The sequence below is a fragment of the Longivirga aurantiaca genome (assembly GCF_042660085.1).
Classification (GTDB): Bacteria; Actinomycetota; Actinomycetes; order S36-B12; family CAIYMF01; genus Longivirga; species Longivirga aurantiaca.
Map to the genome: position 1 here is coordinate 783,109 of NZ_JBHSTI010000008.1, position 26,018 is coordinate 809,126.

Genomic DNA, 26,018 nt, shown 5'->3' on the forward strand with positions numbered 1-26,018 from the left:
AGCGGCCCGATCGACACGGTCGTGCGGCCGCCGTGCCCACATCCTGGCGGCTCGGATCGTCCCCGTCCGGGAACGGCCGGTCAGGTGGCGTCGCGCAGGAGGTTGCCGTCGCGGACGACCATGGCGAGGCGCGGCTGGGTGTAGGGGTAGGGCGTGGTGGCGAGGAGCTCGCGCTCCTCCACGACGGCCTGCTCGTACGTCGCGACCGTGCGGGCGGCAAGGGTCGGCCAGTCGTGGTCGCGGCCGAGGACGGCCCGGGCCTGCCGCACGACGCGCTGGGCCAGCACGTCGCTGCGCAGCACCTCGGTGACGGCATCGGCGAGCGCTGCGGCGTCGAGCGCGGGGAAGGTCAGCCCGGTCTCGCCGTTGGTGACGATCTCGGCCAGGCCGCCGGCGTCCGACACCACGAGCGGTGTGCCGAGCGCCGCAGCCTCGAGCGCGACGAGGCCGAAGGGCTCGTAGACCGAGGGCACCACGGCGACGTCGGCCGCGGCCGACACGGCCATGAGCTCGGTCTCGGTGAGCCAGCCCGTGAAGACGACCGACCGCGAGACGCGGAGCCGGCGCGCGAGGTCGGCGAGCGCCTCCTGCTGCGACCCCTTGCCCACCACGACGAGGCGCAGACCTGGGAACCGGCGACGCAGCCGAGGCATCGCCTCGACCAGCGTGTGCACACCCTTCTCCCACTCCAGGCGCCCGCTGAACAGCACCAGCGGGCCGTCGCCGCCCCAGCGGGCCCGGGCCTCGCCGACCTCGGCGTCGGAGACGGTCCACTCCGACAGGTCGATGCCGTTCGCGATCACGTCGACCTTGCCGGGAGGCAGCTCGAACAGCCGCGTGACCTCCCAGCTCATGTGCTGCGAGCACGTGACGACGCGGCGGGCCTCGTAGGTGAGCCACCACTCGACGGTGTGGATGGCCTTGGAGAAGTGGTTGGGCAGCCAGCCCTGGTGCCGGCCGGCCTCGGTCGCGTGGATGGTCGCGACGATCGGCACCTCGAACGCCTGGCGCAGGCTCGCGGCGGCATGGGCCACGATCCAGTCGTGCGCGTGCACCACCTCGGGCCGCCACGTACGGCCGAGGGCGAGGCCCGCGCGCGTCATCGAGTGCTCGAGCGCGATGACCCACGCGAGGAAGTCCTCGGACATCGTGATCTCGCTCGAGTCGTGCGGCGCGCGCACCACGCGCACGCCGTTCACGACCTCGTCGAGGGCCAGCCCGACCTCCCCGGGGTGCTGCGTGACGACGACGACGTCGTGCCCGGCCGCAGCCTGCGCCTCGGCGAGAGCGTGGACGTGCCGGCCGAGGCCGCCGTACACGAGCGGCGGGTACTCCCACGACAGGTGCAGGATCCGCACGTCAGACCACCCACTCGTGGGGGAGGTCGGGATCGGCGAGCCGGCGCGCATCGAGATGGCCGAAAGGCCTGTCGGCAGAACGCATCTCGACCGCATGGCGCACGGCGTCGGGGGAGCCGCGCTCGATCAGGGTCGCGAGCTCGTGCGTCTGCAGGTGGTGCCGGCGGTGCCGGTCTCGCGCATAGCCCGCGGCGGAGTCCTTGGTGACCATGAACGCCCAGTCGCTCGAGAGCGCGAGCAGCGCCGAGCGCACGAGCTGGTCGCGTGCGGCGTCCCGCGCGTAGGGGCGCGACTCCGCGTCGAGCACCTTGAGCACCCGCTGGCGCAGCAGGGCGTTGTCGTCGACGAGGTCGGCCACGGCCTCGCCGTCCCACACCCGCCAGTCCTTGCCCGACCCCCACGAGCCCGCCTCGAGGTCGAGCGCGCCGCCCACGTGCCCTGCCTCGACCGCGCCCCGCAGCGTCGTGACCCGCACGCCCGCCTCGGGCAGCAGCCGGAGCACGCGCTCGAGCCACTGCGGCCCCTCGTGCCACCAGTGCCCGAAGAGCTCGGTGTCGTACGCCGCGACGACGAGTCCCGGCCGTCCGTCCCGCTGGGCCGCGATGTCGGCGAGCCGGCGGCGCACCACCTCCACGAAGTCGGCCGCGTCCTCCTCGACGGCGAGCCGCGCGCGGTCCGGGTCGTACGGCGCCTTCTCGTGCGACGGCGTCGTCGTGCTGGTCACGCGCGCGGGTCGGAAGCCCGACGGGTGGTCGAAGGTGTGGAAGTCGCGGTACCACCGCCCGCCCGGGTAGCCCTTCTTGGGCGACCAGACGCGGTAGGTAACCTCGAGGTCGCGCGCGAACGCCACGACGTCGCTCGACCCCACGGTCGCGGCCTCGGCGGTCGAGCCCCCGACGCCGAGGACTGTCGGGCCGTCGACGAGGAAGCGCTCGACGCCTGCCGCGGCGTAGAGGTGCTCGAGACCCGGGCGGTACCCGCACTCGGGCGCCCAGATCCCGCCCGGCCGCGACCCGAGCCGCAGGGCGGCGTCGTCGAGGCCCGTGCGCAGCGAGAACGACGTCCAGCGGTCGTCCAGCAGCGGCTGGAACGGGTGCGTGGCCGGGCCGCCGAGCAGCTCGACCGTGCCCTGGTCGACGAGCGGTCGGAGCACGGGGGAGAGGCCGCCGGACCAGCGGCCCTCGAGCTCGGCCAGCGCGCGCTGCGAGGCGCGGAACTCGCGCGACCCCGTCTCGCGCAGGTGGTCCTCGTCGCGGTGCGCGAGGCCCTCGGCGCGTGCCTGCCAGAAGCCGGCCCAGGTGCGCACCTCGCGCAGGCAGTAGGGGTCGTCGAGCTGCGCGGCGAGAACCGGTGTCATGCCGAGCGTGAGCACGTCCTCGCGACCCTCGTCGGCGAAGCGGTGCAGGAGGTCCAGCACCGGCAGGTACGACGTCGCCCACGCCTGGTAGAGCCACTCCTCGCCGACCGGCCAGGTGCCGTGGTGCGCCAGCCACGGCAGGTGCGTGTGGAGCACGAGGCAGAACGTGCCGACGGGCTCGTCCGTGCGCGCGGTCATGGCCGCACCGCCACGGCGACGAGGTCCTGCGCACCGTCGTGCCCGCCGACCTCGAAGTCGGCCGCCGTCACCGTCGCCACGAACGCCTCGAGACCGTCCGGCACGTGGCCGGAGTCCAACACCGCGGCGACCTGGGCGGCGACGATGCCGACGCCGTGCTCGGCCTCCCAGGCGGTGATGCGCGGACCGTGCTGGAGGCCGTGCACCACGACGTCGACGAAGCCGGCGTCCACGAGCAGGTCGTGCAGCTGCCCGGCGTCGAGCTCCTCCACGTGGAACGGGTTGGTCGGCTTCTCGCCGCGACCGAGGCCGGGCGAGAAGACGGGCCGGTTGGGCGTCGTCACCACGAGGGCGCCACCGGGGCGCACCGAGCGGAAGCAGGCGCGCAGGAACCCGCGCAGGTCCCACAGGTGCTCGACGACCTGCAGCGTCACGAGCAGGTCGACCGACGCGGTGGCCACGGGGAGCATCGCGAGGTTGGCGCGCACCGTGCGCACCGAGCCGTACGTCGTGTGCGCGTGCCGCGCGGACGCGTCGTCGTACTCGAGCGCGAGCACGGTCGCGGCACCCGCCGAGCGCAGCATCGCCGCGCCGTAGCCCTCGCCGCTGCCCGCCTCGACCACGGCCGCCCCGGACAGGCGGTCGGCGAGGGCGTCGACGAGCCAGGCGTAGGCCGCCTCGTGCCGGGCGAACCAGTACTCCTCGCCGCGCACGCCCGGGAGCGTGCGCTCGCCGGTCAGCGGCAGGGGGTGGCTCACGCCTCCAGACCCTAGGCGCACCTGGCCGCAGGAAGAACCTGACGAGCCCCAGGTGGGCCGTCAGGCGACCTTGCGGCTCATCGTGGCCGAGTAGCCGGTGGCGATGGTCGAGCTCCCCGTCACCGCCACGCGGAGGGAGTAGGTGGCGCGCACGGTGGGCTTCCACTTCAGTGTGACCTTGCCCGTCGACGACAGCTTCCCGGTCGCGACGGTCACCCACGACGAGCCCGACTTCTTCTGCAGCGAGGCGATGGCGCCCGCCGGCGCTCCCCCTGTCGAGACCGGCACGTAGATCGTCGAGCCGAAGGCGTACGAGGTCTTCGGCGCGAACGACGAGCTCGTCGTCTTGGCGGTCACGCCGACGTGCGGGCTCACCGTGATGATCGTGCTGCTGGCCTGGGCGGCGCCGAGGGCGACGGAGCCGAAGTACCGGGCCTGCACGGCGGTCTTCGCACCGAACGAGCGGGTGATCGACCAGGCGCCCGTGCTGGTCAGGGTGACGGTGCTGGCACGTGTCCAGGTGGCTGCGCCGTACTGCTTGATCCAGATCTGCACCTGCTGGCCCGCCTCGGACTTGCTCGTGATGGCGAGCGTGCCGCGCAGCGTGATCTTCTGCGTCGCGGAGGGCGTGGTGTCGGTGGCGGCCGCGGTCAGCGACGCGGCCGACGGGGCGGGCCCGTTCGGGGCGGCGGTCGCAGCGGCGTCGGTCCAGCCGGAGGCGCCGATCTCGTTGACCGCCGCGACCTGGGCGAGGACGGGGAAGCCGTTGAGCAGCCCCGTCACATCGACGCTGGTGCTGCCGGTCGTGGCGGTGCCCAGCACGGTCCGGGTGGTGGCGTCGACCACGCGCACGGAGTACGACGTCACGGCCATGCCGCCGTCGTCGCTCGGGGCCTCCCAGGAGACGGTGATCCTGCCGTTGCCCGGTGCGACCGTCGGTGTGCTGACGGCGCTCGGCACGGTGGCCTGGTCCCACTCCACCGCGGTCGAGAACCTGCCGGGCCCCCAGGCGCAGGTGGCTGCCACCTGGAGGTCCTGGATGCCCGGGTCGAGCGAGCTCAGGGTCACCGAGCGGGCCGCGGCACCGAGCGTGGCGACGGGGATCCCTCCGGAGTACACGACGTACCCGGTCACGGTGACACCGCCGGCCACGGACTCGGTCCACGTGACGGTGGGGTGAGCGGTGCCGGTGACCGTGACGACCGGTGCCGACGGCAGCACGCCGCGCAGCACGGTCACCGGTTCGCCCCAGCCCCAGCCCTGGGCGTTCACGGGGACCACCCGGACCTGGTGCGGGCCGTAGGTGAGGCCGGCCAGGGAGAAGGTGCGCACGGCTGCGCCGAGGGAGACCCACGGATCGCTGTCGACCTGCACGACGTAGCCCGTCACCGGCGAGCCGCCGTCGATCAGCGGCTCGTCCCACGTGACCGTGGCGTCCATGCCGTCGTTGCCCGTGAGGTTCTCGACCGGCTGCGGCGAGCGGCGGTTCACCTGCATCTGCTTGGTGAGGGTGCGCGCGGACCCCGTCTCGTCCGTGAAGGTCACGGTGACGGTGTGCGAGACCGGCGACGCGTCGGTGCCCGACGCGATCGCCTGCACCTGCCAGTCGGTCGTGTAGTGGGGCTCGGCGGGGAGGTCGAGGGTGGGACCGCCCGAGATCGAGACGGTCGCGTCGAGAACGCCGTTGGGGCACGTCGTCGAGCAGCGCAGCCCGAGGTCGATCCAGTCGCCGACCCAGGTCTTGGCGGGGGCCTCGACCGTGTACGTCACGGGCGAGAGGGCGGAGGCGGGCGCTGCAGCCGTGAGTCCCGTGCTCACGAGGGCGACAGCGGTCGCGACGGCGGCCGCGAGGCGGCGCAGGGTGCGGTTCATGTCAGGCCCTCGGCTTCGTCAGGCCGAACGTGGTCGGTCCGCTGTACCCCGGCAGCACCGTGCCGAGCTGCTCCACCGTCGCCCCGACCCGGTTGCGCAGGACGTCGGCGAGCACCGTGCGGTAGTCGGTCGTGACGGCCAGGTCGCCGTCGACCATCTCGTCGACGCCGAGCCCCGGCCAGGTGCCGTAGACCTGGCCGCCGTTGACGCCGCCGCCGAGGACGAACGTCGCGTTGCCCCAGCCGTGGTCGACGCCGTTGCTGTCGTTCTCGTACGCCCGCCGGCCGAACTCGGAGAGCGTCAGCACGGTCGTGCTGTCCATGGCGGAGCCCATGTCCTTGGCGAACGCCGCGAGCGCGGACCCGAGCTCGACGAGCTGGTTCCACATCCACCCCGCGCGCGGGTTGCCGGTGGGGCCGAGCCCTGCGTGCATGTCCCAGTTGCCGACGTCGAGGGTGACGGCCTGGACGCCGAGGCCCGACTTGATGATCCGGGCCACGTCCTTGAGCGTGTCGCCGAGGTCGCCGGACGGGTACACGGCGCCGTTCGCCGGGTGGTACGACGTCGCGGTGATCGCGGCGACGGTGGACAGCGCGCCGACCGTGGTCTGGGTGGCCGCGAGGACGGGGGCAGGAGCGCCAGCGTGCAGCATGGAGAGGGCGGTCGACCAGCGCGCGCGGTCCGACGAGGTGTTCACGCCGGCGATCGAGAAGTCGCCGAGGTCGTGCATCGCCAGCACCGGCACCGGCCCGATGACGGAGTCGGGGACGTCGCCCCAGCCCATCTGCACCGCGGCGAACGGGCCGCTCGGCGTCGTGAGGCCGAGGGTGCGCCCGATCCAGCCGGTCCGCGTGCTCGAGCCCACGGCGGCGTTCTCCATCTCGACCATGGCGTCGAAGTGCGAGCGGTTGGGGTTGGGGAGGCCGGTGGCGTGCACGACCGCGAGCGAGCCGTTGTCGTAGAGAGGCTTGAGCGCCGACAGGCCCGGGTGCAGGCCGAAGAAGCTGTCGAGCTGCACCGTCGCCGCGGCAGGGACACCGATGCCGGGTCGGCGGGCGAGGTAGTCGGGGTCGCCCACCGGCACGACGGCGTTGAGCCCGTCGAATCCTCCGCGCAGCGAGATCACGACCACCGTGTCGCCGGTCCAGTTCGCGGCGTACGCGACCTGGGTCGACACGGTCTCGAGGACGGGGAGCGTGACCAGCGCGGCACCCGTGCCGAGCAGGCCGCGCAGCAGGCCGCGGCGGGTCACCGCGCCCGCGCGCTCGGCGCGGGTGCAGTCGTCGCAGCCGGTGCGGCTGTCGGTCGTCGTCATGGCGGTCCTCACCGGTACAGGTGGTAGGGCGTGTCGAGGAGCAGGGAGACCCACGAGCGCAGCCGCCAGGTCAGCACCGACGAGTCGGGGTTGAGCGGGCTCAACGGCTTCGCGCCGAGGAAGGTGATGACGGCGTCGCGATGCGGCGTGGGGAGGATGCGGCCGAACAGCTTGGTCGAGGCCTTGTCGACCATCTCGCCGTACGTCTTCGGCGAGGTGCTGCCGAAGAGGTACGTCGCGAGGTCCGGGCGGACGAGGTCGCCCGTGCCCCAGCCCTCGACGAGGTAGCGGCTCGTCGACCAGCGGTTGAGCGTCGTCGCCGTCGAGAGCCAGGTCTCGGCCCGCTCAGGGAAGCCGTCGGGCTGCGACCAGGCCATGGGCTGCTGGCCCATGCCCCGGCACTGCCACACGAGCGAGTTCACGGCGTCGGTGCCGGACGGCCCGGGCCCGACACCCATCACGCGCAGCGTGGCGGCGACGTGCTCGAGCGGACGCCGCACCTTCAGGCCGCGGGCCGAGGCGAACTCCGCCGACGCCAGCACCTGGCGCACGACGGGGGCGATCGCGGTGTTGTTCGCCGTGTACGTCTTCGCGAGCGCCGCGACGAGTGCGGGCGACGGGTCGTCCGAGACGAACCGCTGGGCGATGCGGTAGCAGACGCGCTGCGCGGTCTTGGGGTGCTTGGCGAGGTACGAGACGAGGGCCTTGGCCACGGTCTCGCCGCCACCCGCGGTCGCGTTCGCGTGGGTGAAGCCGAAGACCGACACCGGGCCGACCCAGTGCATCCACGACTGGTACGAGAACTCGCCGGTGTCGTCGTTCACCGTCATGCCGGTGAGGACGCGGGCGGCGTTCTTGATGTCGTTCTCGTCGTACCCCGCGTCCACCCCGATCGAGTGCAGCTCGAGGAGCTCGCGGCCCTGGTTCTCGTTGGGCGCGTACTTCGTCGAGTCGCGGTTGTTGAGGTAGGTCAGCATCGCCGGGTGGCGGGTGATGCCCCAGAGCAGGTCCTCGAAGCGTCCGAGCGCCTTGCTGCGGATCGTGTACTGGTAGTTCGCGCGCGACTCGTTCGTGCCGTCGTGGGGGACCGTCACGTTGAACAGGTCGCTCCAGAGCTCCTCCATCACGGTGTGGAGCTGGCGGGTGGACCACACCGAGCGGATGACGAGCGACTTCGGCACCGACATGAACTGCTGCCAGCCGTCGATGGTCCCGGCGTCGAGGCGGGCCTTGACCGTCGTGATGGCCGTGCCGTCGTTCGGCACCGGGAGGCGGGCGAGGAGCGCACCCACCTGCGGGTCGGGGATCGAGTACGGAGCGAGCTGCCACTCGACCCAGCCCGCGAGACCGAGCCGGCTGACGTCGGCGAGCGACTTCGGGCTCGGGCCGTACGACGCCCGGCGCAGCAGGTGGTGCCGTGCGCTCGGCGTGATGTACGAGCCCCCGGTGGTGGCGGCCGCGGCGGGCGAGGCGGCGACCACCGGGACGGCCGCGGCTGCGGCCACGACCGCAGCCCCCTGCAGGACCCGTCGCCGGGTCGGTCGCGCTGTCGTCACGTCGCTGGGCAGCGCTGTGTCGGCATGGCTCACGGGAGGCCCCTCCGCCCCGGGCCCCCACGGCCCGTCGAGACCCCTTCGACGCGAACCCGGCGGGGGCTGAGGGCCCTTCCCCCGTGCGGCGCAGCCCGTCACCCACGTGAGCAGGCAGGTCCACCCGTACGCCTGCGCGCCGTCACGCAGCGTCGTCGCGGCCCGGGACGTGCCGGTGCGCGGACCGTCCGGCCGACCGCGGGCTCGCGCCGGGTGTTACTGGCGGGTAACCTGTGCTGGGATGCAGGACGGGGGCGGTGGCCGCACGCGGAACGCCCCCAGGCATCCTGTGGAGCACGTTCCCGTCCATGAGCCGCGCGCTCGTCGAGGAGGTCGGACACCGACCATGAAGATCGTCGTCCTGGTCAAGCATGTGCCGGATGCCGCGGGTGACCGTGGGTTCGCTGCTGACCGCACCACTGACCGAGCCGCTGTCGACGGCCGCCTGTCCGAGCTCGACGAGTACGCCGTCGAGCAGGCTCTGCAGGTGGTCGAGAAGGCGGGCGAGGGTGAGATCACCTACCTGACCATGGGCCCCGAGGCCGCCGGCGAGGCGCTGCGCAAGGCGCTGTCGATGGGCGGCGATGCCGCGGTGCACGTCGTCGACGACGCGCTGCACGGCAGCGACGCGCTCGCGACGTCGCTGGTGCTGGCCAAGGCCCTGGGCACCCTGGAGTACGACCTCGTCGTGTGCGGCATGGCCTCGACCGACGGCACGATGAGCGTGGTGCCGGCGATGCTGTCCGAGCGGCTCGGCCTGCCCGGCCTGACCTTCGCGTCGTCCCTCGCCGTCGAGGGTTCGACCGTGACGATCCGTCGTGACGGCGACGACGCCTCGACGACGATCACGGCGTCGCTGCCGGCGCTGGTGAGCGTCACCGACCAGACCGGTGAGGCCCGCTACCCGTCGTTCAAGGGGATCATGGCGGCGAAGAAGAAGCCGGTGACGACGCTGACGCTGGCCGACCTCGGCATCGACCCGGCCTCGGTCGGTCTCGGTGCGGCGTGGTCCGTGGTGGAGGACGCCTCCAAGCGTCCGCCGCGTCAGGCCGGCGTCGTGGTCACCGACGAGGGCGACGGCGGCGTGAAGCTCGCCGAGTTCCTCGCGACCGGCAAGTTCATCTGAGAGGCGTGGCAGTCATGGGACAGATCCTCGTTGTTGTCGACCACGCCGACGGCGCGGTCAAGAAGCCGACCACCGAGCTGCTCACGATCGCGCGCCGCATGGGCGAGCCGGTCGCCGTGTTCCTCGGCCAGGGCTCGGCGAACGCGCTCGACACCCTCGGCCGCTTCGGCGCCACGACGGTGTTCGTCGTGGACGCCCCCGAGCTCGACTCGACGCTGGTCGCGGCCAAGGCCGAGGCCCTGGCAGCGGTCGTGGCGCAGGTGGGCCCGTCAGCGGTGCTGGTGACGAGCTCCGCCGAGGGCAAGGAGATCGCCGCGCGCCTGGCGGTCAAGACCGGCAGCGGCATCATCACCGACGCGGTCGATGTCGCCGCGGACGGCACGGCCACGCAGTCGGTGTTCGCGGGCTCGTGGTCGGTGCAGGCCAAGGTCACCACCGGCACGCCGATCATCACGGTGAAGCCCAACGCGGCTGCGCCGGAGGAGGCCCCGGCCACCCCCGCGGTCGAGAACGTCGCCGTGACCTTCAGCGAGGTCGCGACGTCGGCGAGGATCACCGGCGTCGAGCCGCGCGCCAAGTCCGGTCGCCCCGAGCTCACCGAGGCCGCGATCGTGGTCTCCGGCGGGCGCGGTGTGGGCGGGCCGGAGGGCTTCGCCACGGTCGAGGCGCTCGCCGACGCGCTCGGTGCCGCGGTCGGCGCCTCGCGCGCCGCCACGGACGCGGGCTGGTACCCGCACGCGTTCCAGGTGGGGCAGACCGGCAAGACCGTGTCGCCGCAGCTGTACATCGCGAACGGCATCTCGGGTGCGATCCAGCACCGTGCGGGCATGCAGACGTCCAAGACCATCGTCGCGGTCAACAAGGACGCCGAGGCCCCGATCTTCGAGCTCGCCGACTACGGCGTCGTGGGCGACCTGTTCACGGTCGTCCCGCAGCTCACCGACGAGGTCGTCAAGCGCAAGGGCTGAGCGGTCCACGCACGTCCCGAGGGGCCCGGCCGGTCACGGCCGGGCCCCTCGGCGCGTGCTGACCTACACTCGCGGGCGTGGTGGATGCGACAGGGCGCGAGGCGGTCTACCTCGACCACGCGGCGACCACCCCGCTGCGCCCCGAGGCGCGCGCGGCCCTGCTCGCCGAGCTGGACCTCGTCGGCAACCCGTCCTCCCAGCACAGCGCCGGTCGTCGCGCCCGTCGCGTGGTGGAGGAGTCGCGCGAGTCGATCGCCATCGCGCTCGGCGTCCGCGCCGGGGACGTCGTGTTCACCTCGGGCGGCACCGAGGCCGACAACCTCGCCGTCCTCGGCCTCTACCGGGCGCGCCGGTCCGAGGACCCTCGGCGCACCCGCGTGATCGCGAGCGCCGTCGAGCACCATGCCGTGCTCGACCCGGTCGACTGGCTCGGCGAGCACGAGGGTGCCGAGATCTCCTGGCTCCCGGTCGACGACGTCGGACGCGTGGACCTCGCGTGGCTCAAGGCCGAGCTCGACGAGCACGCGGACGAGGTCGCGCTCGTCACCGTGATGTGGGCGAACAACGAGATCGGCACGGTGCAGCCGGTCGCCGAGGTGGCCACGCTCTGCGCCGACCGCGGGATCCCGTTCCACAGCGACGCCGTGCAGGCGGTCGGGTCGCTCGAGGTCGACGCGTCGGTCGTCGACTCGCTCGCGCTGTCCGGCCACAAGTTCGGTGCACCCGTCGGCGTCGGCGCCCTCGTGCTGCGGCGCGGCCTCAGCCCCGTGCCCCTCGTCCACGGAGGCGGGCAGGAGCGCGAGATCCGGTCGGGCACGGTCGACGCCGCCGGCATCGCGTCCCTGGCCGCCGCGCTCACGGCGTCGATGGCCGACTTCGACGTGCGCACCGCGCGCATCGCCCGGCTGCGCGACGACCTCGTCGCCCACGTGCTCGCCACGGTGGACGGCGTGTCCCGCAACGGCGACCCCTCCTGCAGCCTCCCGGGCATCGCGCACCTGTCGTTCGAGGGGTGCGAGGGCGACTCGCTCCTGCTGCTGCTCGACGCGGCGGGGGTCGAGTGCTCGCGCGGGTCGGCCTGCTCGGCGGGGGTGCCGCAGCCCAGCCACGTCATGCTCGCCCTGGGGGTCGAGCCGGTCGCCGCGCGCGGGTCGCTGAGGCTCTCGTTGGGGTGGAGCTCCACCGACGACGACGTCGCCCGCCTCGTCGAGGCGCTGCCGGCCGTCGTGGCACGGGCGCGTCGAGCAGGGGTCGGCCGGTGAGGGTCGTCGCGGCGCTGTCCGGCGGCGTCGACTCCGCGGTCGCCGCCGCGCGCGCGGTCGAGGCGGGGCACGACGTCACCGGCATCCACCTCGCGCTCGCACGCAACCCGCAGAGCCACCGGACGGGTGCGCGCGGCTGCTGCACGCTCGAGGACGCGCGCGATGCGCGACGCGTGGCCGACGTGCTCGGGATCCCGTTCTACGTCTGGGATCTCTCCGAGCGGTTCGCCGAGGACGTCGTGGACGACTTCGTCGCCGAGTACGCCGCCGGTCGCACCCCCAACCCCTGCCTGCGCTGCAACGAGAAGATCAAGTTCTCGGCGGTGCTCGACCGCGCGCTCGGCCTCGGCTTCGACGCCGTCGCCACCGGCCACTACGCCCAGATCGTGGACGGCCCCGGAGGGCGCGAGCTGCACCGCGCCGCGGACGAGGCCAAGGACCAGTCGTACGTGCTGGCCGTGCTCGACGCCGCGCAGCTCGCCGGCGCGATGTTCCCCCTCGGCGGCTCGACCAAGCACGAGGTGCGTGCCGAGGCCGCCCGCCGGGGCCTGCTCGTAGCGGACAAGCCCGACAGCCACGACATCTGCTTCATCCCCGACGGCGACACCGGAGGCTGGCTGCGAGACCGCCTCGGCGAGGCACCGGGCGACATCGTCGACGCGGAGTCGGGGGAGACCCTCGGGCACCATGACGGCGCCTTCGCGTTCACCGTCGGACAGCGCCGCGGGCTGCACCTCGGCCGCCCGGCGGACGACGGCGGGCGCCGCTACGTGGTCGGGGTCGACGTGCCGAGCTCGACGGTGCTCGTCGGCCCGCCGGTGCTGCTCGAGGTCGACCGGGTCGAGGGGGTGCGGCCGCGCTGGTGCGGCGCCGCCCCGGACGGGCCGCTCGAGGGCACGGTGCAGCTGCGCGCCCACGGCGAGCCGATCGAGGCCGTCGTCGCGCGGGAGACCGCCGCGGACGGCGAGGTGCTCGTCGCGTCGCTGCGCACCCGCACGCGCGGCGTCGCGCCGGGGCAGGCCGTCGTCGTGTACGACGGCACCCGCGTGGTCGGCAGCGCCACCATCAGCCGCACCTCCCGGCTCTGACGCAGCCGCGCCGGTCCGGAGCGCCCGGCCCGTGCGCGTAGGGTCGGCGGGTGCTCGAGGACCTCACGCCCGCTGCCGTCACCACCGTCGGCTCGATGCCGGGCACGTCGTCGTTCGAGGCCGTCTCCCTCGTCGTGGGCGAGCTGTCGGAGGGCGACGGCGTCCCGCACCTTCCGGAGCTCCCCGCGCGCGGGCCGGGCGCCGACATGGTCGGCCGGACGGCGGGGCTGCTCGCCTCGGTCGTGCCGGACCTCGCCGTGGAGACCACCGCCGCGGGCTGGCGGTTCGCCGATGCGCCCGGGCGCGAGATGCGCCGGGCGCGCTCCTGGCTCGCCGAGGACCTCGACGCGTTCGAGGAGGCCCTCGACGGCTTCGACGGATGGGTGGCGTCCTCGCTCGTCGGCCCCTGGACCCTGGCCGCGGCAATCGAGCTGCGCATCGGGGAGCGAGCGGTGAAGGACCGCGGCGCCAGCCGCGACCTCGCAGGCGCGCTGGCCCACGCCGCCACCGACCACCTCGCCGAGCTCCGTCGCAGGGTGCCCGGTGCCCGGCTCATGCTGTGGATCGACGAGCCCGCGCTCCCCGCCGTCCTCGAGGGGTCCCTGCCCACCCAGAGCGGTCGCGGCCGCTACGCGGCCGTGGAGCAGCCCGTCGCCGAGACGGCGCTGGCAGCCGTGGTCGAGGCGATCCAGGGGGCCGGTGCCGCGGCCGTGCTGCACTGCTGCACCGAGCGTCCGCCGCTCGAGCTGCTGCGCCGCACCGGTGCCGACGCCCTCTCCGTCGACCTCCTCCTGCACGACCAGCGCGACGACGACGAGCTCGGCGAGCTGATGCAGGCGGGCCGGCTGCTGGTGGCCGGAGTGGTGCCCGGGACAGGTCCCGCGGGCGCGTCGCCGGCGTCGGAGGTCGGCGATACCGTCGGTCACGTGACGGCACTCGGACACCGCCTCGGCCTCGCCCCCGAGGACCTCGCGCGCAGCGTCCTCGTCTCGCCCACCTGCGGGATGGCGGGCGCGACCCCCGCGGCCGCCCGCCGGGCGCTCGCCGTGCTGCGGGGCGCCGGTCGGGCGCTGCGCCAGGACGACCCCGTCACCGTCGCCGTCGACGAGGAGCGCTGAGGTGACCAAGTCCACGGTGGATCCGGCGGCGCGGTGGCGCGAGCTCGTCGAGCAGGTCGAGGAGGCGCGACGGCGCTACTACGTCGACGACTCCGCGACCCTGTCCGACATCGAGTACGACACGCTCTTCCGTGAGCTCGAGGCGCTCGAGGCCGAGCACCCGGAGCTGCGCTCGGCCGACTCGCCCACGCAGTCGGTCGGCGGTGAGGCCGCCGGGATGTTCACGCCCGTCGAGCACCTCCAGCGGATGCTCAGCCTCGACAACGCCTTCAGCACCGAGGAGCTCGAGGCGTGGGCCGGCCGGGTCGAGCGCGACCTCGGCTCGCTGCCGCGCCTCCTGTGCGAGCTGAAGGTCGACGGGCTCGCGGTCGACATCGTCTACGAACGCGGCCGGATGCGGTCGCTCGCGACCCGGGGCGACGGCCGGGTCGGCGAGGACGTCACGTACAACGCACGCTTCATCGATGCGATACCGAAGACGCTCACCGGCTCGGCGGGCCATCCGGTGCCCGAGCTGGTCGAGGTGCGCGGCGAGGTCTACTTCCCGACCGCCGCCTTCGACGCGCTGAACGCCGAGGTGACCGCGCAGGGGCTGTCGCCGTTCGCCAACGCGCGCAACGCCGGTGCCGGCACGCTGCGCCAGCGCATCGACAGCCGGGAGAACGAGCTCGCCGCGATGCGCGCCAAGGGGTCCACCACCGTGCCCCGGCTGCAGGGCGAGCTCGACCTCGCCCTGAAGCGGCTCGCCGGCCTGCAGCTCGTCGTGCACGGCATCGGCGTGTGGCACGGCTACGAGCCGTCCACCCAGTCCGAGGCGTACGACGCCCTGAGCGCCTGGGGGCTGCCCACCTCCGACCGGGCCACGGTCGTCGACACGCTCGCGGGGGTGCGGGCGTACGTCGACCACTACGGCGAGCACCGGCACGACGTCGAGCACGAGATCGACGGCGTCGTGGTCAAGGTCGACGACCTCGCGACCCAGGGCCGGCTCGGGTCCACCTCGCGCGCCCCTCGCTGGGCGATCGCCTACAAGTACCCGCCCGAGGTGGTGCGCACGCGGCTGCTCGACATCGAGGTCAACGTCGGACGCACCGGCCGGGTCACGCCGTTCGCGGTCATGCAGCCCGTCAAGGTGGCCGGCTCCACCGTGGCCATGGCGACGCTGCACAACCAGGAGGAGGTCGTCCGCAAGGGCGTCCTCATCGGCGACGTCGTGTTCCTGCGCAAGGCGGGCGACGTCATCCCCGAGGTGCTCGGCCCGGTGGTCGAGGAGCGCGACGGAAGCGAGCGCGCCTTCGTCATGCCCACCCACTGCCCGTCCTGCGGCACTCCGCTGGCCCCGGCCAAGGAGGGCGACGTCGACATCCGCTGCCCCAACCAGCGGTCCTGCCCGTCGCAGCTGCGCGAGCGCGTCTTCCACGTCGCCTCGCGCGGGGCTCTCGACATCGAGGGTCTCGGGTTCAAGGCGGCGGTGGCCCTGCTCGACGAGGGCGTCGTGGAGGACGAGGGCGACGTCCTCGGCCTCACCGCCGACGAGCTGCGCGCGAGCCAGTTCTTCACCCGCGACGGCGGCTCCGAGGGCCGGGTGCTCACCGCCAACGCCGAGAAGCTGCTCGTCGAGCTCGAGGCCGCCAAGTCCCGCCCGCTGTGGCGGGTGATCGTCGCCCTGTCGATCCGGCACGTCGGTCCGACCGCCGCCCAGGCGCTGGCCCGCGAGATCGGCGACCTCGACCTCATCGCCGCGGCCACGCGCGAGCAGCTCGCCGGGGTCGAAGGCGTGGGTCCGATCATCGCGGACGCGGTCATCGAGTGGTTCGCGGTCGACTGGCACCGCGACGTCGTGCGCAAGTGGCGCGAGGCCGGCGTACGGATGGCGGAGGAGCGCGTCGACACCGGGCCGCGCCCGCTCGACGGCGTCACCGTGGTGATCACCGGCACGGTGGAGGGATGGTCCCGCGACGGCGCCACCCTCGCCGTTCAGGAGGCGGGCGGCAAGGTCAGCGGCTCGGTCTCGAAGAAGACCGACTTCGTGGTCGTGGGGGAGAACCCCGGCTCCAAGGCCGACAAGGCCGAGGCCCTCGGGCGCCCGATCCTCGACGCGGAGGGCTTCCGGGTGCTGCTCGAGCAGGGGCCCGACGCCGCCCTGGCGTTCCTCGCCGCACGGTCCGGCTCCTAGCAGCGGTCAAGGAACCCCCCCTTTCGGCCGAAGCACCTCCTGAGGGCTGAGCGTCACCGGTCGGTGGCGCTGGCCAGCCACGTCCGGAGGGGTCATGGGGTCGCGTGCACGTCCGTCGCTGCTGCGATGGTCGCTGTTCGCCGTGACCTGGCAGGTGTCGGTCTGGCTCGGCTGGGGCCTGATCCTGCTCGCCGCCCTGCTGCTGGACACGAACGCGCTCTTCGGCGACTACGGCTGGCAGCTCGCCATGATCGCGGCGCTGGCGTTCCTCGGCGAGCTGCGCCCCGTCATCGCCTCGGACTTCCGCGAGGCCGAGGGCGTCCCGATCTCCGCGACCTTCGTGTTCGCGGCGCTCTACCTGTGGGGCTTCGCGCCGGCAGTCATCCTGCAGGCGCTCGCGATCCTGCTCAGCGAGATGGTCGCCCGCAAGGACGTCTGGAAGCTGATGTTCAACGTCGGCCAGTACGTCATCAGCCTCGTGGCCGCCTGGGTCGTGCTCGCGTGGGGCGGCGTCACGGGGCTCGCGTTCCGGCCCGACGCGTCGTTCCAGCCGCGCGACCTGGCCGTCCTCATCGTCGCGTGGTGGGTGTTCCACCTCGTCAACGTGACGCTCGTCGCCGGGCTCGCCCGCGAGAACGGCCAGACCTGGTGGGAGTCGTTCAGCGAGGACTGGTGGTTCTACGCCTTCTCCACGCTGACGCCGCTCGCGATCTCGCCGTTCGTCGCCGTCATGGCGTACCAGGTGCCGATCATGCTGCCGCTCCTGCTGGTGCCGCTGTTCGCCGTCTACCGGACCGCGGCCATGGCGCGCGACAGCCAGCACCAGGCCCTGCACGACGCGCTGACGAACCTGCCGAACCGCGTCTACCTCGAGTCGCGCGCGACTCAGGCGCTCGACGAGGCCCGCCAGCAGCAGGACACGGTCGCCCTGTTCCTCCTCGACCTCGACCGGTTCAAGGAGGTCAACGACACCCTCGGCCACCCGGCGGGTGACGCGCTGCTCGAGGTCGTCGCCCGACGGCTGATCAGCGCGGTGCGCCCGATCGACGTGGTGGCGCGTCTCGGTGGCGACGAGTTCGCGGTGCTGCTGACCGACGTGGAGCAGCCGACCGACGCGATCGAGGTGGCCGGACGAGTCCGTGCCGCGCTGGCCGAGCCCGTCCGGCTCGAGGGCGTGCTCATGGACGTCGACGTCAGCATCGGCATCGCGCTGTCTCCTGTGCACGGCCACGACTTCGAGCAGCTCATGCGTCGTGCCGACGTCGCGATGTACGTCGCGAAGGGCGAGGGCACCGGCATCGAGCTCTACGACGCCGCCCGCGACCCGAACTCTCCCGCGCGGCTCGGCACGGTCTCCGCCCTGCGCGAGGGGATCGAGCAGGGCCAACTCGAGCTGCACTACCAGCCGAAGGTCTCGCTGCGGGACGGCACGGTCGTGGGCGTCGAGGCCCTCGTGCGCTGGCAGCACCCCGAGCGCGGCATCGTGCCGCCGGACGAGTTCATCCCGCTCGCCGAGCGCACAGGCCTCGTGCACCAGATCACCGCCCACGTCCTGCGCGAGGGCCTGGGCCAGGCGCGGCTGTGGTGGGACCTCGGCCTGCAGGTCCCCATCGCGGTCAACGTCAGCATGCGCGACCTGCACGAGACCGACCTCGCCGGCCTCGTCGTCGCCGAGCTCGACCGGCACGGTCTGCCGCCCGACGCGATCGTGCTCGAGGTGACCGAGAGCGTCCTCGTGCTCGATGCCGGCCGCGCGGTGGCCACCCTCCGCGAGCTGCGCGAGCTCGGCGTCAGCGCGTCGCTGGACGACTTCGGCACCGGCTACTCGTCGCTGCTGCTCCTCGAGCAGCTGCCGGTCGACGAGGTGAAGATCGACCGGTCGTTCGTCCGACGCCTGGACGAGGAGGGCGGGGACCCGGCCATGGTCCGGTCCATCGTCGACTTCGCCCACGGTCTCGGCCTGTCCGTCGTCGCCGAGGGGCTCGAGACCTCGCACGCGTGGCGGCTCCTGCGGGAGTTCGGCTGCGACGTCGCCCAGGGCTACCGCATCTCGCGCCCCATGCCCTCCGACCAGGCCACCCAGTGGCTCGTCGAGCGCGTCGTGCGTGGGCCGGCCGAGCGGGCCGGGCTGCGCGCGGTGGGCTCGGCCCGGATCGTCGCGGACATCTGAGCCGCGGACGGAGGCCACCGGCGGCCTCCGTAGGATGAGCGGCATGTCGGACACCCCCTCGATCTCGCGGGACGACGTCGCCCACCTCGCGCGGCTCGCCCGGATCGACCTCCCGCCCGAGTCCCTCGACCACTACGCCGAGCAGCTCGGCGTGATCCTCGGTGCGGTCGCCCAGGTGTCGGAGGTGGCCGCGGCCGACGTCCCCGCCACGAGCCACCCGATGCCGCTCGTGAACGTCTTCCGCGAGGACGTCGTGCGTCCGTCGCTCACCAACGCGGAGGCCCTCTCGGGTGCCCCCTCGGTCGAGGCCGAGCGGTTCCGGGTGCCGCGCATCCTGGACGAGGAGTGACCCGGTGAGCACAGCGAGCACCGACCTGACCCGACTCACCGCCGCCGACACAGCGGCCAAGGTCGCGGGGGGCGAGGTGTCCGCCGTCGAGGTGGCCACCGCCCACCTCGACCGGATCGCCGCCGTCGACGACCGCGTCCACGCGTTCCTGCACGTCGACCGCGACGGCGCGCTCGCCGCGGCGTCCGCCGTCGACACCGCGCGGGCCGCCGGGGAGACGCTGTCCCCGCTGGCCGGAGTGCCCCTGGCGCTCAAGGACGTGCTCACCCAGAAGGGGATCCCGACCACCTGCGGGTCGCGCATCCTCGAGGGGTGGCGCCCGCCGTACGACGCCACAGTCACCGCGCGGCTCAAGGCCGCCGGCGTCGTGATCCTCGGCAAGACCAACATGGACGAGTTCGCCATGGGGTCCTCGACCGAGCACTCGGCGTACGGACCCACCCACAACCCGTGGGACCTCGAGCGGATCCCCGGCGGCTCGGGCGGCGGCTCCGCCGCGGCCGTCGCGTCGTTCGAGGCGCCGCTCGCGATCGGCACCGACACCGGTGGCTCGATCCGCCAGCCCGCCGCCGTCACGGGCACCGTCGGCGTGAAGCCGACGTACGGCGCCGTCTCGCGCTACGGCCTCGTCGCGCTCGCGTCCTCGCTCGACCAGGCGGGCCCGTGCGCGCGGACGGTGCTCGACACCGCGCTGCTGCACTCGGTGATCGCCGGGCACGACCCGATGGACTCCACGTCGCTCGACGTCCCCGTGCCCGACGTCGTGGGTGCCGCCCTGCGCGGCGACGTGAAGGGCGTGCGCATCGGGATCGTCAAGGAGATCGGTGGCGAGGGCTTCCAGGCGGGTGTCCGCCAGCGCTTCGACGAGGCGGTCGAGATCCTGACCGGGCTCGGCGCCGAGGTCGTCGAGGTGTCGGCGCCGCACTTCCCGTACGCGCTCGCGGCGTACTACCTGATCCTGCCGAGCGAGTGCTCGAGCAACCTCGCCAAGTTCGACGGCGTGCGCTTCGGCCTGCGTGTGGGCGAGGACGACGGCAACCCGTCGATCGAGCAGGTCATGGGGCGCACCCGTGCTGCCGGCTTCGGCGACGAGGTCATCCGCCGCATCATGCTCGGCACGTACGCGCTGTCGGCCGGCTACTACGACGCCTACTACGGCTCGGCCCAGAAGGTCCGCACCCTGATCCAGCGCGACTTCGCCGCCGCGTTCGAGCAGGTCGACGTCCTCATCTCGCCCACGGCGCCGACGACGGCGTTCAAGCTGGGGGAGAAGCTCGACGACCCGCTGGCGATGTACCTCAACGACGTCGCCACCATCCCGGCCAACCTCGCGGGCACACCCGGCATGTCGCTCCCGATCGGCCTCGCGCCCGAGGACGGCCTGCCCGTGGGTCTGCAGATCATGGCTCCCGCCATGGCCGACGACCGCCTGTACAACGTCGGCGCGGCGCTCGAGGCGGCGCTGCTCGACCGATGGGGTCACCCGATCCTCGAGGAGGCTCCGGCGCTGTGAGCACCCAGACGACCGAGAAGGTCCTTCCCTACGACGAGGTCGTGGCGCGCTTCGACCCGGTGCTCGGGCTCGAGGTGCACGTCGAGCTCGGCACGGTCACGAAGATGTTCTGCGGCTGCCCGACCGAGTTCGGTGCCGCACCGAACACCCAGGTGTGCCCGGTGTGCCTCGGTCTGCCCGGTGCGCTGCCGGCGGTCAACGCCGTGGCGGTGGAGTCGGCGATCCGCATCGGCCTCGCGCTCAACTGCTCGATCGCCGAGTGGTGCCGCTTCGCGCGGAAGAACTACTTCTACCCGGACATGCCGAAGAACTTCCAGACCTCGCAGTACGACGAGCCCATCGCGTACGACGGCTACCTCGACGTCGAGGTCGAGACCGACGAGGGCATGACGACCTTCCGCGTCGAGATCGAGCGCGCGCACATGGAGGAGGACACCGGCAAGACCAGCCACCAGGGCGGCGCGACCGGTCGGATCCACGGTGCCGACTACTCGCTCGTCGACTACAACCGCGCCGGCATCCCGCTGATCGAGATCGTCACCAAGCCGGTCGCGGGCACCGGCAAGTACGCGCCCGAGGTGGCGCGCGCCTACGTCACCGCGCTGCGCGAGGTGCTGCGCGGGTTGGGCGTCTCGGACGTGAAGATGGAGCAGGGCTCGCTGCGCTGCGACGCCAACGTGTCGCTGCGGCCGTCGCCCGAGTCTCCCCTCGGCACGCGCACGGAGACCAAGAACGTGAACTCGCTGCGCTCGGTCGAGCGCGCGGTGCGCTACGAGATGACGCGGCAGGCGGCGATCCTCGCCGACGGCGGTCGCATCGTGCAGGAGACCCGGCACTGGCACGAGGACACGGGCATCACGACCTCGGGCCGCGAGAAGTCCGACGCCGAGGACTACCGCTACTTCCCGGAGCCCGATCTCGTCCCGATCGCGCCCTCGCGCGAGTGGGTCGAGCAGCTGCGGGCGACGCTCCCGGAGAACCCCGCCGTCCGTCAGGCGCGCCTCAAGGCGGCGTGGGGCATCACCGACTTCGAGATGGCCTCGGTGGTCAACGCGGGCGCCCTCGACCTCGTGGAGCAGACCGTGGCGGCCGGTGCCGACCAGGGTGCCGCGCGCAAGTGGTGGACCGGCGAGCTCGCCCGCATCGCGAACGAGCGCGGCGCCGAGGTGGCCGACCTCCCGATCACTCCGGCCGACGTCGCGCGGGTCGAGGCCCTCATCGGGGAGGGCGCGCTCAACGACAAGCTCGCCCGCCAGGTGATCGAGGGGGTCCTCGCGGGCGAGGGCAGGCCGGACGACGTCGTCGCCTCGCGCGCGCTCGCCGTCGTCAGCGACGACGGCCCGCTGCTCGCAGCCATCGACGATGCGCTCGCCGCCCAGCCCGACGTCGCCGACAAGATCCGCGGCGGCAAGGCGGCCGCGGCCGGTGCCATCGTCGGGGCGGTCATGAAGGCGACGCGCGGCCAGGCCGACGCCGGCCGCGTGCGGGCACTGCTGCTCGAGCGCCTCGGCGTCACCGAGGAGTAGCCGAGCCGTGGTCCCTGACCCGCGGGGCGTGCTCGAGGCGTTCGCGCTCCCGGGTGAGCCGACGGCGTACGTCGAGGTCGCCGGCGGGTGGTCGAACCTCGTCCTCCGGCTGACCACGACGCACGGCGACTACGCCGTGAAGGAGCTGCGCAACGCCTGGGGCGAGCCGCGGTGGCTCGACTGGCTGGCGGAGGGCTGGCGGCTCGAGACCGCATGTGCCGCAGCCGGTGTGCCGGTGCCCGAGCCCGTCCCTGCTCCGGACGGCGGCTGCCTCGCCTGGGTGCCGTCGACCGACGGTGGCGCCGACGTCCCGGTGCGCGTGCACCGGTGGGCGGAGGCGAGCACCGTGCCGCGCGAGCCTGTCGGCGCCCCGCTCGCCGAGTGGCTCGGTCGCACGCTGGCCGCCGTGCACCGGCTCGCGCTGACGCCGCTGCGCCCCGACCTGTACGCCGGACGCGTCGGTCTCACGACCGCGGGCGTCTGGCCGGACCTCGTCGGCCGGGCGACGTCGGCAGGCGTGCCGTGGGCATCGGACCTCGCGGATGCCGAGCCGGTGGCCCGAGCGGCCTCGGCGCTGCTCGCGGAGGGAGACCGGGACGGCGAGGTGCTCTGCCACGGCGACGTCGACCAGAAGAACCTCCTGCTCGGCGCAGGCGGGCCGCTGCTCATCGACTGGGACGTCGTCCTGCCCACGGTGCCCGCCCACGACCTCGCGCACGCCGCGCTCACGATGGCTGCCTGGAGCTCCCCGGAGGTCGCTGGCGCGGTGGTCCGCGCGTACCGCGCCTCCGGCGGCGACCCCGCCCCGGTCGAGCCGCAGCACCTCGGCCCGGCCCTCGCTTCCCGGCTCGGCTGGATCCGCTTCACGGTCGACCGCGCCCTGGATGCGGGTGCGTCGGTGCAGGACCGGGCGGCGGGCGACGCGGTACCCGGGCTCCTGGCCGACCTCCGGCACCGCGTGGCGACGGCCGAGCGCATCACGACCTGGCTCTCGTGACCGTCGCTGCACCCGCTGCCACAACCATGACCTGCCCGCTGGCTCTGCTCCTGGGCGGGGGTCGGCACGAAGGTCGTCGTGGTCCGCTGAGGCGGCGGTCGGGCGCTAGCGTCGACCCATGCCCGACGACGTCCTCCTGCTCCCGTGGCACGACCACGCCACCTCGCTCGGCGGCGCCACCGACGGGCTCGAGGTGCACTCCTGGGCCGAGGGTGAGGAGGCGCCGAGCACGGACGTGCTCGAGCGCGTCACCTTCTACGTCCCGCAGTACCTCGGCGGTCGATCTGCGCTCGAGGCCATGACCCGCATGCCGTCGCTGCGGACGGTGCAGTCGCTCTGGGCGGGCGTCGACGCGGTGTGGCCGTTCCTGCCGGACGGCGTCGCGCTGCACAACGCCGCCGGCGTGCACGACGCGAGCACGGCGGAGCTCGCCGTCGGGCTCGCGCTGGCGCGGCTGCGCGGGCTCGACGAGTTCGCCCGCAACCAGACGACCGGCTCCTGGCTCCCGCGGCGCAACGACGCGATCGCCGACAAGCGCGTGCTGATCCTCGGATTCGGCCGCATCGGCCAGGCGATCGAGCAGCGGCTCGCGGGCTTCGAGTGCGAGGTGGTCCGCGTCGCGCGTTCCGCGCGCACGCTCGACGACGGGCGGCACGTGCAGGCGATGTCCGAGCTGCCCGACCTGCTCCCGACCGTCGACGTCGTGATCCTCATCGTCCCGGCGACGGAGGAGACGGTCGGGCTGGTCGACTCCGGGTTCCTCGCGCTGATGCGGCCCGGAGCACTGCTGGTCAACGTGGCGCGAGGGCCGGTCGTGGTGACGGACGACCTCGTGGCCGCGCTGCACGACGGGCGGGTACGCGCGGCTCTCGACGTCACCGACCCCGAACCACTGCCGGCCGACCACCCGCTGTGGTCCGCTCCCGGGGTCCTGATCAGCCCGCACATCGGCGGCAACAGCAGCGCCTTCGAGCCGCGGGCACGTCGCCTCGTCGCGGCGCAGATCCGCCGCCTCCGCGCGGGCGAGCCGCTCGACAACCTCGTGGCCCGCCCGTAGCGTCGCCCGCGCAGACCCCAGGGGCAGGGTCGCTGAGGGGGAGACATGAGCGTTCCGCTCGCCGCTGGGTCGATGCCGGGCAGCGCTGCTGCCGACGGCCTGTTCGCGATCGTGCCCGTGCTCATCGGTATCGGCTTCGTGGTCGTGATCGGCACGATCATCTACCGGTTCTACGCGGCGCGCCGCGAGGGGCTCGACCCGCTGGCGGGCGACCTCCAGCTCATGGCGGCGGCGAGGGACTCCCAGCTGCTCGCGCCCGAGCGCAGCCCCGAGGAGCGCCTCGCCGAGATCGACGCGCTGCTCGCGGCCGGCACCATCACCGAGGACGAGCACGAGGCGGCTCGGGCCCGCATCATCAGCACCCTCTGACGCCCTCCCAGGACAGGCCCTTCATCTCGTGGGGCTCCGGCGGTGGTACGGCGGGGGACCTCGTAGGCTCGGCCCGTGAGCACCGAGACCCCCGACATCAAGCCACGCAGCCGTACCGTCACCGACGGGCTCGAGCGAGCCGCCGCGCGCGGCATGCTCCGCGCCGTCGGCATGGGTGACGACGACTGGGTGAAGCCGCAGATCGGCATCGCCTCGTCGTGGAACGAGATCACCCCCTGCAACCTGTCCCTCGACCGCCTTGCGGACGCCGCCAAGAACGGCGTGCACGCCGGCGGCGGCTACCCGCTCGAGTTCGGCACGATCTCGGTGTCGGACGGCATCTCGATGGGCCACGTGGGCATGCACTTCTCGCTCGTGAGCCGCGACGTCATCGCCGACTCCGTCGAGTGCGTGTTCGAGGCCGAGCGGCTCGACGGCGGCGTGCTTCTCGCAGGCTGCGACAAGTCCGAGCCCGCGATGCTCATGGCCGCCGCCCGCCTCGACATCGCCGCGGTGTTCCTCTACGCGGGGTCGATCCTGCCGGGCAAGGTCGGCGACAGGGACGTCACGATCATCGACGCCTTCGAGGCGGTCGGCGCCTGCGCCCGCGGGCTCATCACCCGCGAGGAGGTCGACGCCATCGAGCGGGCGATCTGCCCGGGCGAGGGCGCGTGCGGCGGCATGTACACGGCCAACACCATGGCCGCTGCGGCCGAGGCCATGGGCATGAGCCTCCCCGGCTCCGCCGCGCCCCCCGCGGTCGACCGCCGACGCGACGGCTTCGCGCACCGCTCGGGCCTGGCCGTGGTCGAGCTGCTCCGCCGCGGCATCACGACCCGCGACATCATCACGCGCGAGTCGCTGCTCAACGCGATCGCGGTCGTCGTCGCGCTCGGCGGCTCGACCAACGCCGTGCTGCACCTGCTCGCGATCGCGCACGAGGCGCACGTCCAGCTCGACATCGAGGACTTCAACACCGTCGCCGACAAGGTGCCGCACCTCGCGAACGTCAAGCCGTTCGGCCAGTACGTCATGAGCGACGTCGACCGCATCGGCGGCATCCCCGTCGTCATGAAGGCCCTGCTCGACGCCGGCCTGCTCGACGGCGACTGCCTCACGGTCACGGGCAAGACGATGGCGGAGAACCTCGCCGCCATCGCCCCGCCGGACCCGGACGGCAAGATCCTGCGCTCCCTCTCGGACCCGATCCACAAGACGGGCGGCCTCGCCATCCTCTCGGGCTCGCTCGCGCCCGAGGGCGCCGTGGTCAAGACCGCGGGCTTCGACAGCGACGTCTTCGAGGGCAACGCCCGCGTGTTCGACGGCGAGGCCGGCGCGATGCAGGCGGTCGAGGACGGCACGCTGCAGAAGGACGACGTCGTCGTCATCCGCTACGAGGGGCCCAAGGGCGGCCCCGGCATGCGCGAGATGCTCGCCGTCACCGGCGCCATCAAGGGTGCCGGGCTCGGCAAGGACGTCCTGCTGATCACCGACGGCCGGTTCTCCGGCGGCACGACCGGCCTGTGCGTCGGGCACGTGGCGCCCGAGGCGGTCGACGGCGGCCCGATCGCGTTCGTGAAGGACGGCGACCGCATCCGCCTCGACGCCGCGGCCCGCACGCTCGACCTGCTCGTGGACGACGCGGAGCTCGAGGCCCGCAAGGCGGGCTGGCAGCCGCCGGCACCCAAGCACCAGCGAGGCGTCCTCTCGAAGTACGCCAAGCTCGTCGGCTCGGCCCGGTACGGCGCCGTCCTCGACTGAGCCGGCACGCCCGCGCCGCGGCCCGACCCCACGACGGGGTCGGGCCGCGGCCGTTCTGGGACCTGTCGCGACCTCAAGGTCCCCCCACCTG

General features: G+C 73.4%; 20 protein-coding genes. 14 read left to right on the forward strand and 6 right to left on the reverse strand.

The window, feature by feature from the left end; translation table 11 throughout:
* Positions 1 to 80: 80 nt before the first annotated feature.
* From ACFQGU_RS07655 to ACFQGU_RS07680, 6 genes are read right to left on the reverse strand one after another with little or no spacing between them, the layout of a single operon-like run.
* Positions 81 to 1,358 (reverse strand): glycosyltransferase family 4 protein, encoded by a 1,278-nt coding sequence (locus ACFQGU_RS07655; protein WP_386765335.1) that lies wholly within the window; start codon positions 1,356 to 1,358, stop codon positions 81 to 83.
* Between the two features lies 1 nt (position 1,359).
* The gene (locus ACFQGU_RS07660; protein ID WP_386765337.1) at positions 1,360 to 2,913 is read right to left on the reverse strand and encodes a 1,4-alpha-glucan branching protein domain-containing protein; all 1,554 of its coding nucleotides are present in this window, start codon (positions 2,911 to 2,913) and stop codon (positions 1,360 to 1,362) included.
* The gene (locus ACFQGU_RS07665; protein WP_386765339.1) at positions 2,910 to 3,671 is read right to left on the reverse strand and encodes a class I SAM-dependent methyltransferase; all 762 of its coding nucleotides are present in this window, start codon (positions 3,669 to 3,671) and stop codon (positions 2,910 to 2,912) included. Before ACFQGU_RS07665 ends, ACFQGU_RS07660 begins: the two co-directional genes overlap by 4 nt.
* Positions 3,672 to 3,731: 60 nt before the next feature.
* Positions 3,732 to 5,543 (reverse strand): fibronectin type III domain-containing protein, encoded by a 1,812-nt coding sequence (locus ACFQGU_RS07670; RefSeq protein WP_386765341.1) that lies wholly within the window; start codon positions 5,541 to 5,543, stop codon positions 3,732 to 3,734.
* Between the two features lies 1 nt (position 5,544).
* Positions 5,545 to 6,858 (reverse strand): DUF1501 domain-containing protein, encoded by a 1,314-nt coding sequence (locus ACFQGU_RS07675; RefSeq protein ID WP_386765343.1) that lies wholly within the window; start codon positions 6,856 to 6,858, stop codon positions 5,545 to 5,547.
* Positions 6,859 to 6,866: 8 nt separating this feature from the next.
* Complete coding sequence (locus tag ACFQGU_RS07680; protein WP_386765345.1) at positions 6,867 to 8,447, reverse strand: DUF1800 domain-containing protein; 1,581 nt, start codon at positions 8,445 to 8,447, stop codon at positions 6,867 to 6,869.
* A gap of 346 nt (positions 8,448 to 8,793) precedes the next feature.
* On the opposite strand from ACFQGU_RS07680, the gene ACFQGU_RS07685 reads away from it, so the two are divergent.
* The 14 genes from ACFQGU_RS07685 (at position 8,794) to ilvD (ending at position 25,927) form a co-directional block, all read left to right on the forward strand.
* Complete coding sequence (locus ACFQGU_RS07685) at positions 8,794 to 9,573, forward strand: electron transfer flavoprotein subunit beta/FixA family protein (protein WP_386765347.1); 780 nt, start codon at positions 8,794 to 8,796, stop codon at positions 9,571 to 9,573.
* Positions 9,574 to 9,587: 14 nt separating this feature from the next.
* A complete protein-coding gene (locus ACFQGU_RS07690) occupies positions 9,588 to 10,541 on the forward strand; it encodes an electron transfer flavoprotein subunit alpha/FixB family protein (RefSeq protein WP_386765349.1) in 954 nt (317 codons plus the stop codon).
* 77 nt (positions 10,542 to 10,618) lie between these two features.
* The gene (locus tag ACFQGU_RS07695; RefSeq protein ID WP_386765351.1) at positions 10,619 to 11,803 is read left to right on the forward strand and encodes a cysteine desulfurase family protein; all 1,185 of its coding nucleotides are present in this window, start codon (positions 10,619 to 10,621) and stop codon (positions 11,801 to 11,803) included.
* Complete coding sequence (gene mnmA, locus ACFQGU_RS07700) at positions 11,800 to 12,891, forward strand: tRNA 2-thiouridine(34) synthase MnmA (RefSeq protein WP_386765353.1); 1,092 nt, start codon at positions 11,800 to 11,802, stop codon at positions 12,889 to 12,891. Before ACFQGU_RS07695 ends, mnmA begins: the two co-directional genes overlap by 4 nt.
* 50 nt (positions 12,892 to 12,941) lie before the next feature.
* Entirely contained in the window at positions 12,942 to 14,009 is a 1,068-nt protein-coding gene (locus tag ACFQGU_RS07705; protein ID WP_386765355.1) for a methionine synthase, read from the forward strand.
* 1 nt (position 14,010) lies between these two features.
* Positions 14,011 to 16,185, forward strand: coding sequence for an NAD-dependent DNA ligase LigA (ligA, locus tag ACFQGU_RS07710; RefSeq protein ID WP_386765357.1), 2,175 nt, complete (start codon positions 14,011 to 14,013; stop codon positions 16,183 to 16,185).
* Between the two features lie 94 nt (positions 16,186 to 16,279).
* On the forward strand, positions 16,280 to 18,355 hold the full coding sequence (locus tag ACFQGU_RS07715) for a putative bifunctional diguanylate cyclase/phosphodiesterase (RefSeq protein ID WP_386765359.1): 2,076 nt from the start codon (positions 16,280 to 16,282) through the stop codon (positions 18,353 to 18,355).
* Between the two features lie 43 nt (positions 18,356 to 18,398).
* Positions 18,399 to 18,704, forward strand: a complete 306-nt coding sequence (gene gatC / locus ACFQGU_RS07720; protein WP_386765361.1) for an Asp-tRNA(Asn)/Glu-tRNA(Gln) amidotransferase subunit GatC — start codon at positions 18,399 to 18,401, stop codon at positions 18,702 to 18,704.
* 4 nt (positions 18,705 to 18,708) lie between these two features.
* Positions 18,709 to 20,217: an Asp-tRNA(Asn)/Glu-tRNA(Gln) amidotransferase subunit GatA gene (gatA, locus tag ACFQGU_RS07725; protein ID WP_386765363.1), complete on the forward strand. Its 1,509-nt coding sequence runs from the start codon at positions 18,709 to 18,711 to the stop codon at positions 20,215 to 20,217.
* Positions 20,178 to 21,743, forward strand: coding sequence for an Asp-tRNA(Asn)/Glu-tRNA(Gln) amidotransferase subunit GatB (gene gatB, locus ACFQGU_RS07730; RefSeq protein ID WP_386765365.1), 1,566 nt, complete (start codon positions 20,178 to 20,180; stop codon positions 21,741 to 21,743). Before gatA ends, gatB begins: the two co-directional genes overlap by 40 nt.
* A gap of 7 nt (positions 21,744 to 21,750) precedes the next feature.
* Positions 21,751 to 22,740 (forward strand): phosphotransferase, encoded by a 990-nt coding sequence (locus ACFQGU_RS07735; protein WP_386765367.1) that lies wholly within the window; start codon positions 21,751 to 21,753, stop codon positions 22,738 to 22,740.
* 118 nt (positions 22,741 to 22,858) lie between these two features.
* Positions 22,859 to 23,797 carry a 2-hydroxyacid dehydrogenase gene (locus ACFQGU_RS07740; protein WP_386765369.1) on the forward strand — a complete coding sequence of 313 codons (939 nt, stop codon included), beginning with the start codon at positions 22,859 to 22,861 and terminating at the stop codon, positions 23,795 to 23,797.
* 45 nt (positions 23,798 to 23,842) lie between these two features.
* Positions 23,843 to 24,166, forward strand: a complete 324-nt coding sequence (locus ACFQGU_RS07745) for a hypothetical protein (protein ID WP_386765371.1) — start codon at positions 23,843 to 23,845, stop codon at positions 24,164 to 24,166.
* A 75-nt stretch (positions 24,167 to 24,241) separates the two neighbouring features.
* Positions 24,242 to 25,927 carry a dihydroxy-acid dehydratase gene (gene ilvD, locus ACFQGU_RS07750; protein WP_386765373.1) on the forward strand — a complete coding sequence of 562 codons (1,686 nt, stop codon included), beginning with the start codon at positions 24,242 to 24,244 and terminating at the stop codon, positions 25,925 to 25,927.
* Positions 25,928 to 26,018 lie beyond the last annotated feature (91 nt).

Excerpts from the sequence above, each read along its gene's own strand:
- gatC (WP_386765361.1), top strand. The coding sequence starts at position 18,399 with ATGTCGGACACCCCCTCGATCTCGCGGGACGACGTCGCCCACCTCGCG.
- ACFQGU_RS07715 (WP_386765359.1), top strand. The coding sequence starts at position 16,280 with ATGGGGTCGCGTGCACGTCCGTCGCTGCTGCGATGGTCGCTGTTCGCC.
- ACFQGU_RS07660 (WP_386765337.1), bottom strand. The coding sequence starts at position 2,913 with ATGACCGCGCGCACGGACGAGCCCGTCGGCACGTTCTGCCTCGTGCTC.
- ACFQGU_RS07670 (WP_386765341.1), bottom strand. The coding sequence starts at position 5,543 with ATGAACCGCACCCTGCGCCGCCTCGCGGCCGCCGTCGCGACCGCTGTC.
- ACFQGU_RS07675 (WP_386765343.1), bottom strand. The coding sequence starts at position 6,858 with ATGACGACGACCGACAGCCGCACCGGCTGCGACGACTGCACCCGCGCC.
- ACFQGU_RS07690 (WP_386765349.1), top strand. The coding sequence starts at position 9,588 with ATGGGACAGATCCTCGTTGTTGTCGACCACGCCGACGGCGCGGTCAAG.
- ACFQGU_RS07745 (WP_386765371.1), top strand. The coding sequence starts at position 23,843 with ATGAGCGTTCCGCTCGCCGCTGGGTCGATGCCGGGCAGCGCTGCTGCC.
- ACFQGU_RS07685 (WP_386765347.1), top strand. The coding sequence starts at position 8,794 with ATGAAGATCGTCGTCCTGGTCAAGCATGTGCCGGATGCCGCGGGTGAC.
- gatB (WP_386765365.1), top strand. The coding sequence starts at position 20,178 with ATGGGGTCACCCGATCCTCGAGGAGGCTCCGGCGCTGTGAGCACCCAG.
- ACFQGU_RS07740 (WP_386765369.1), top strand. The coding sequence starts at position 22,859 with ATGCCCGACGACGTCCTCCTGCTCCCGTGGCACGACCACGCCACCTCG.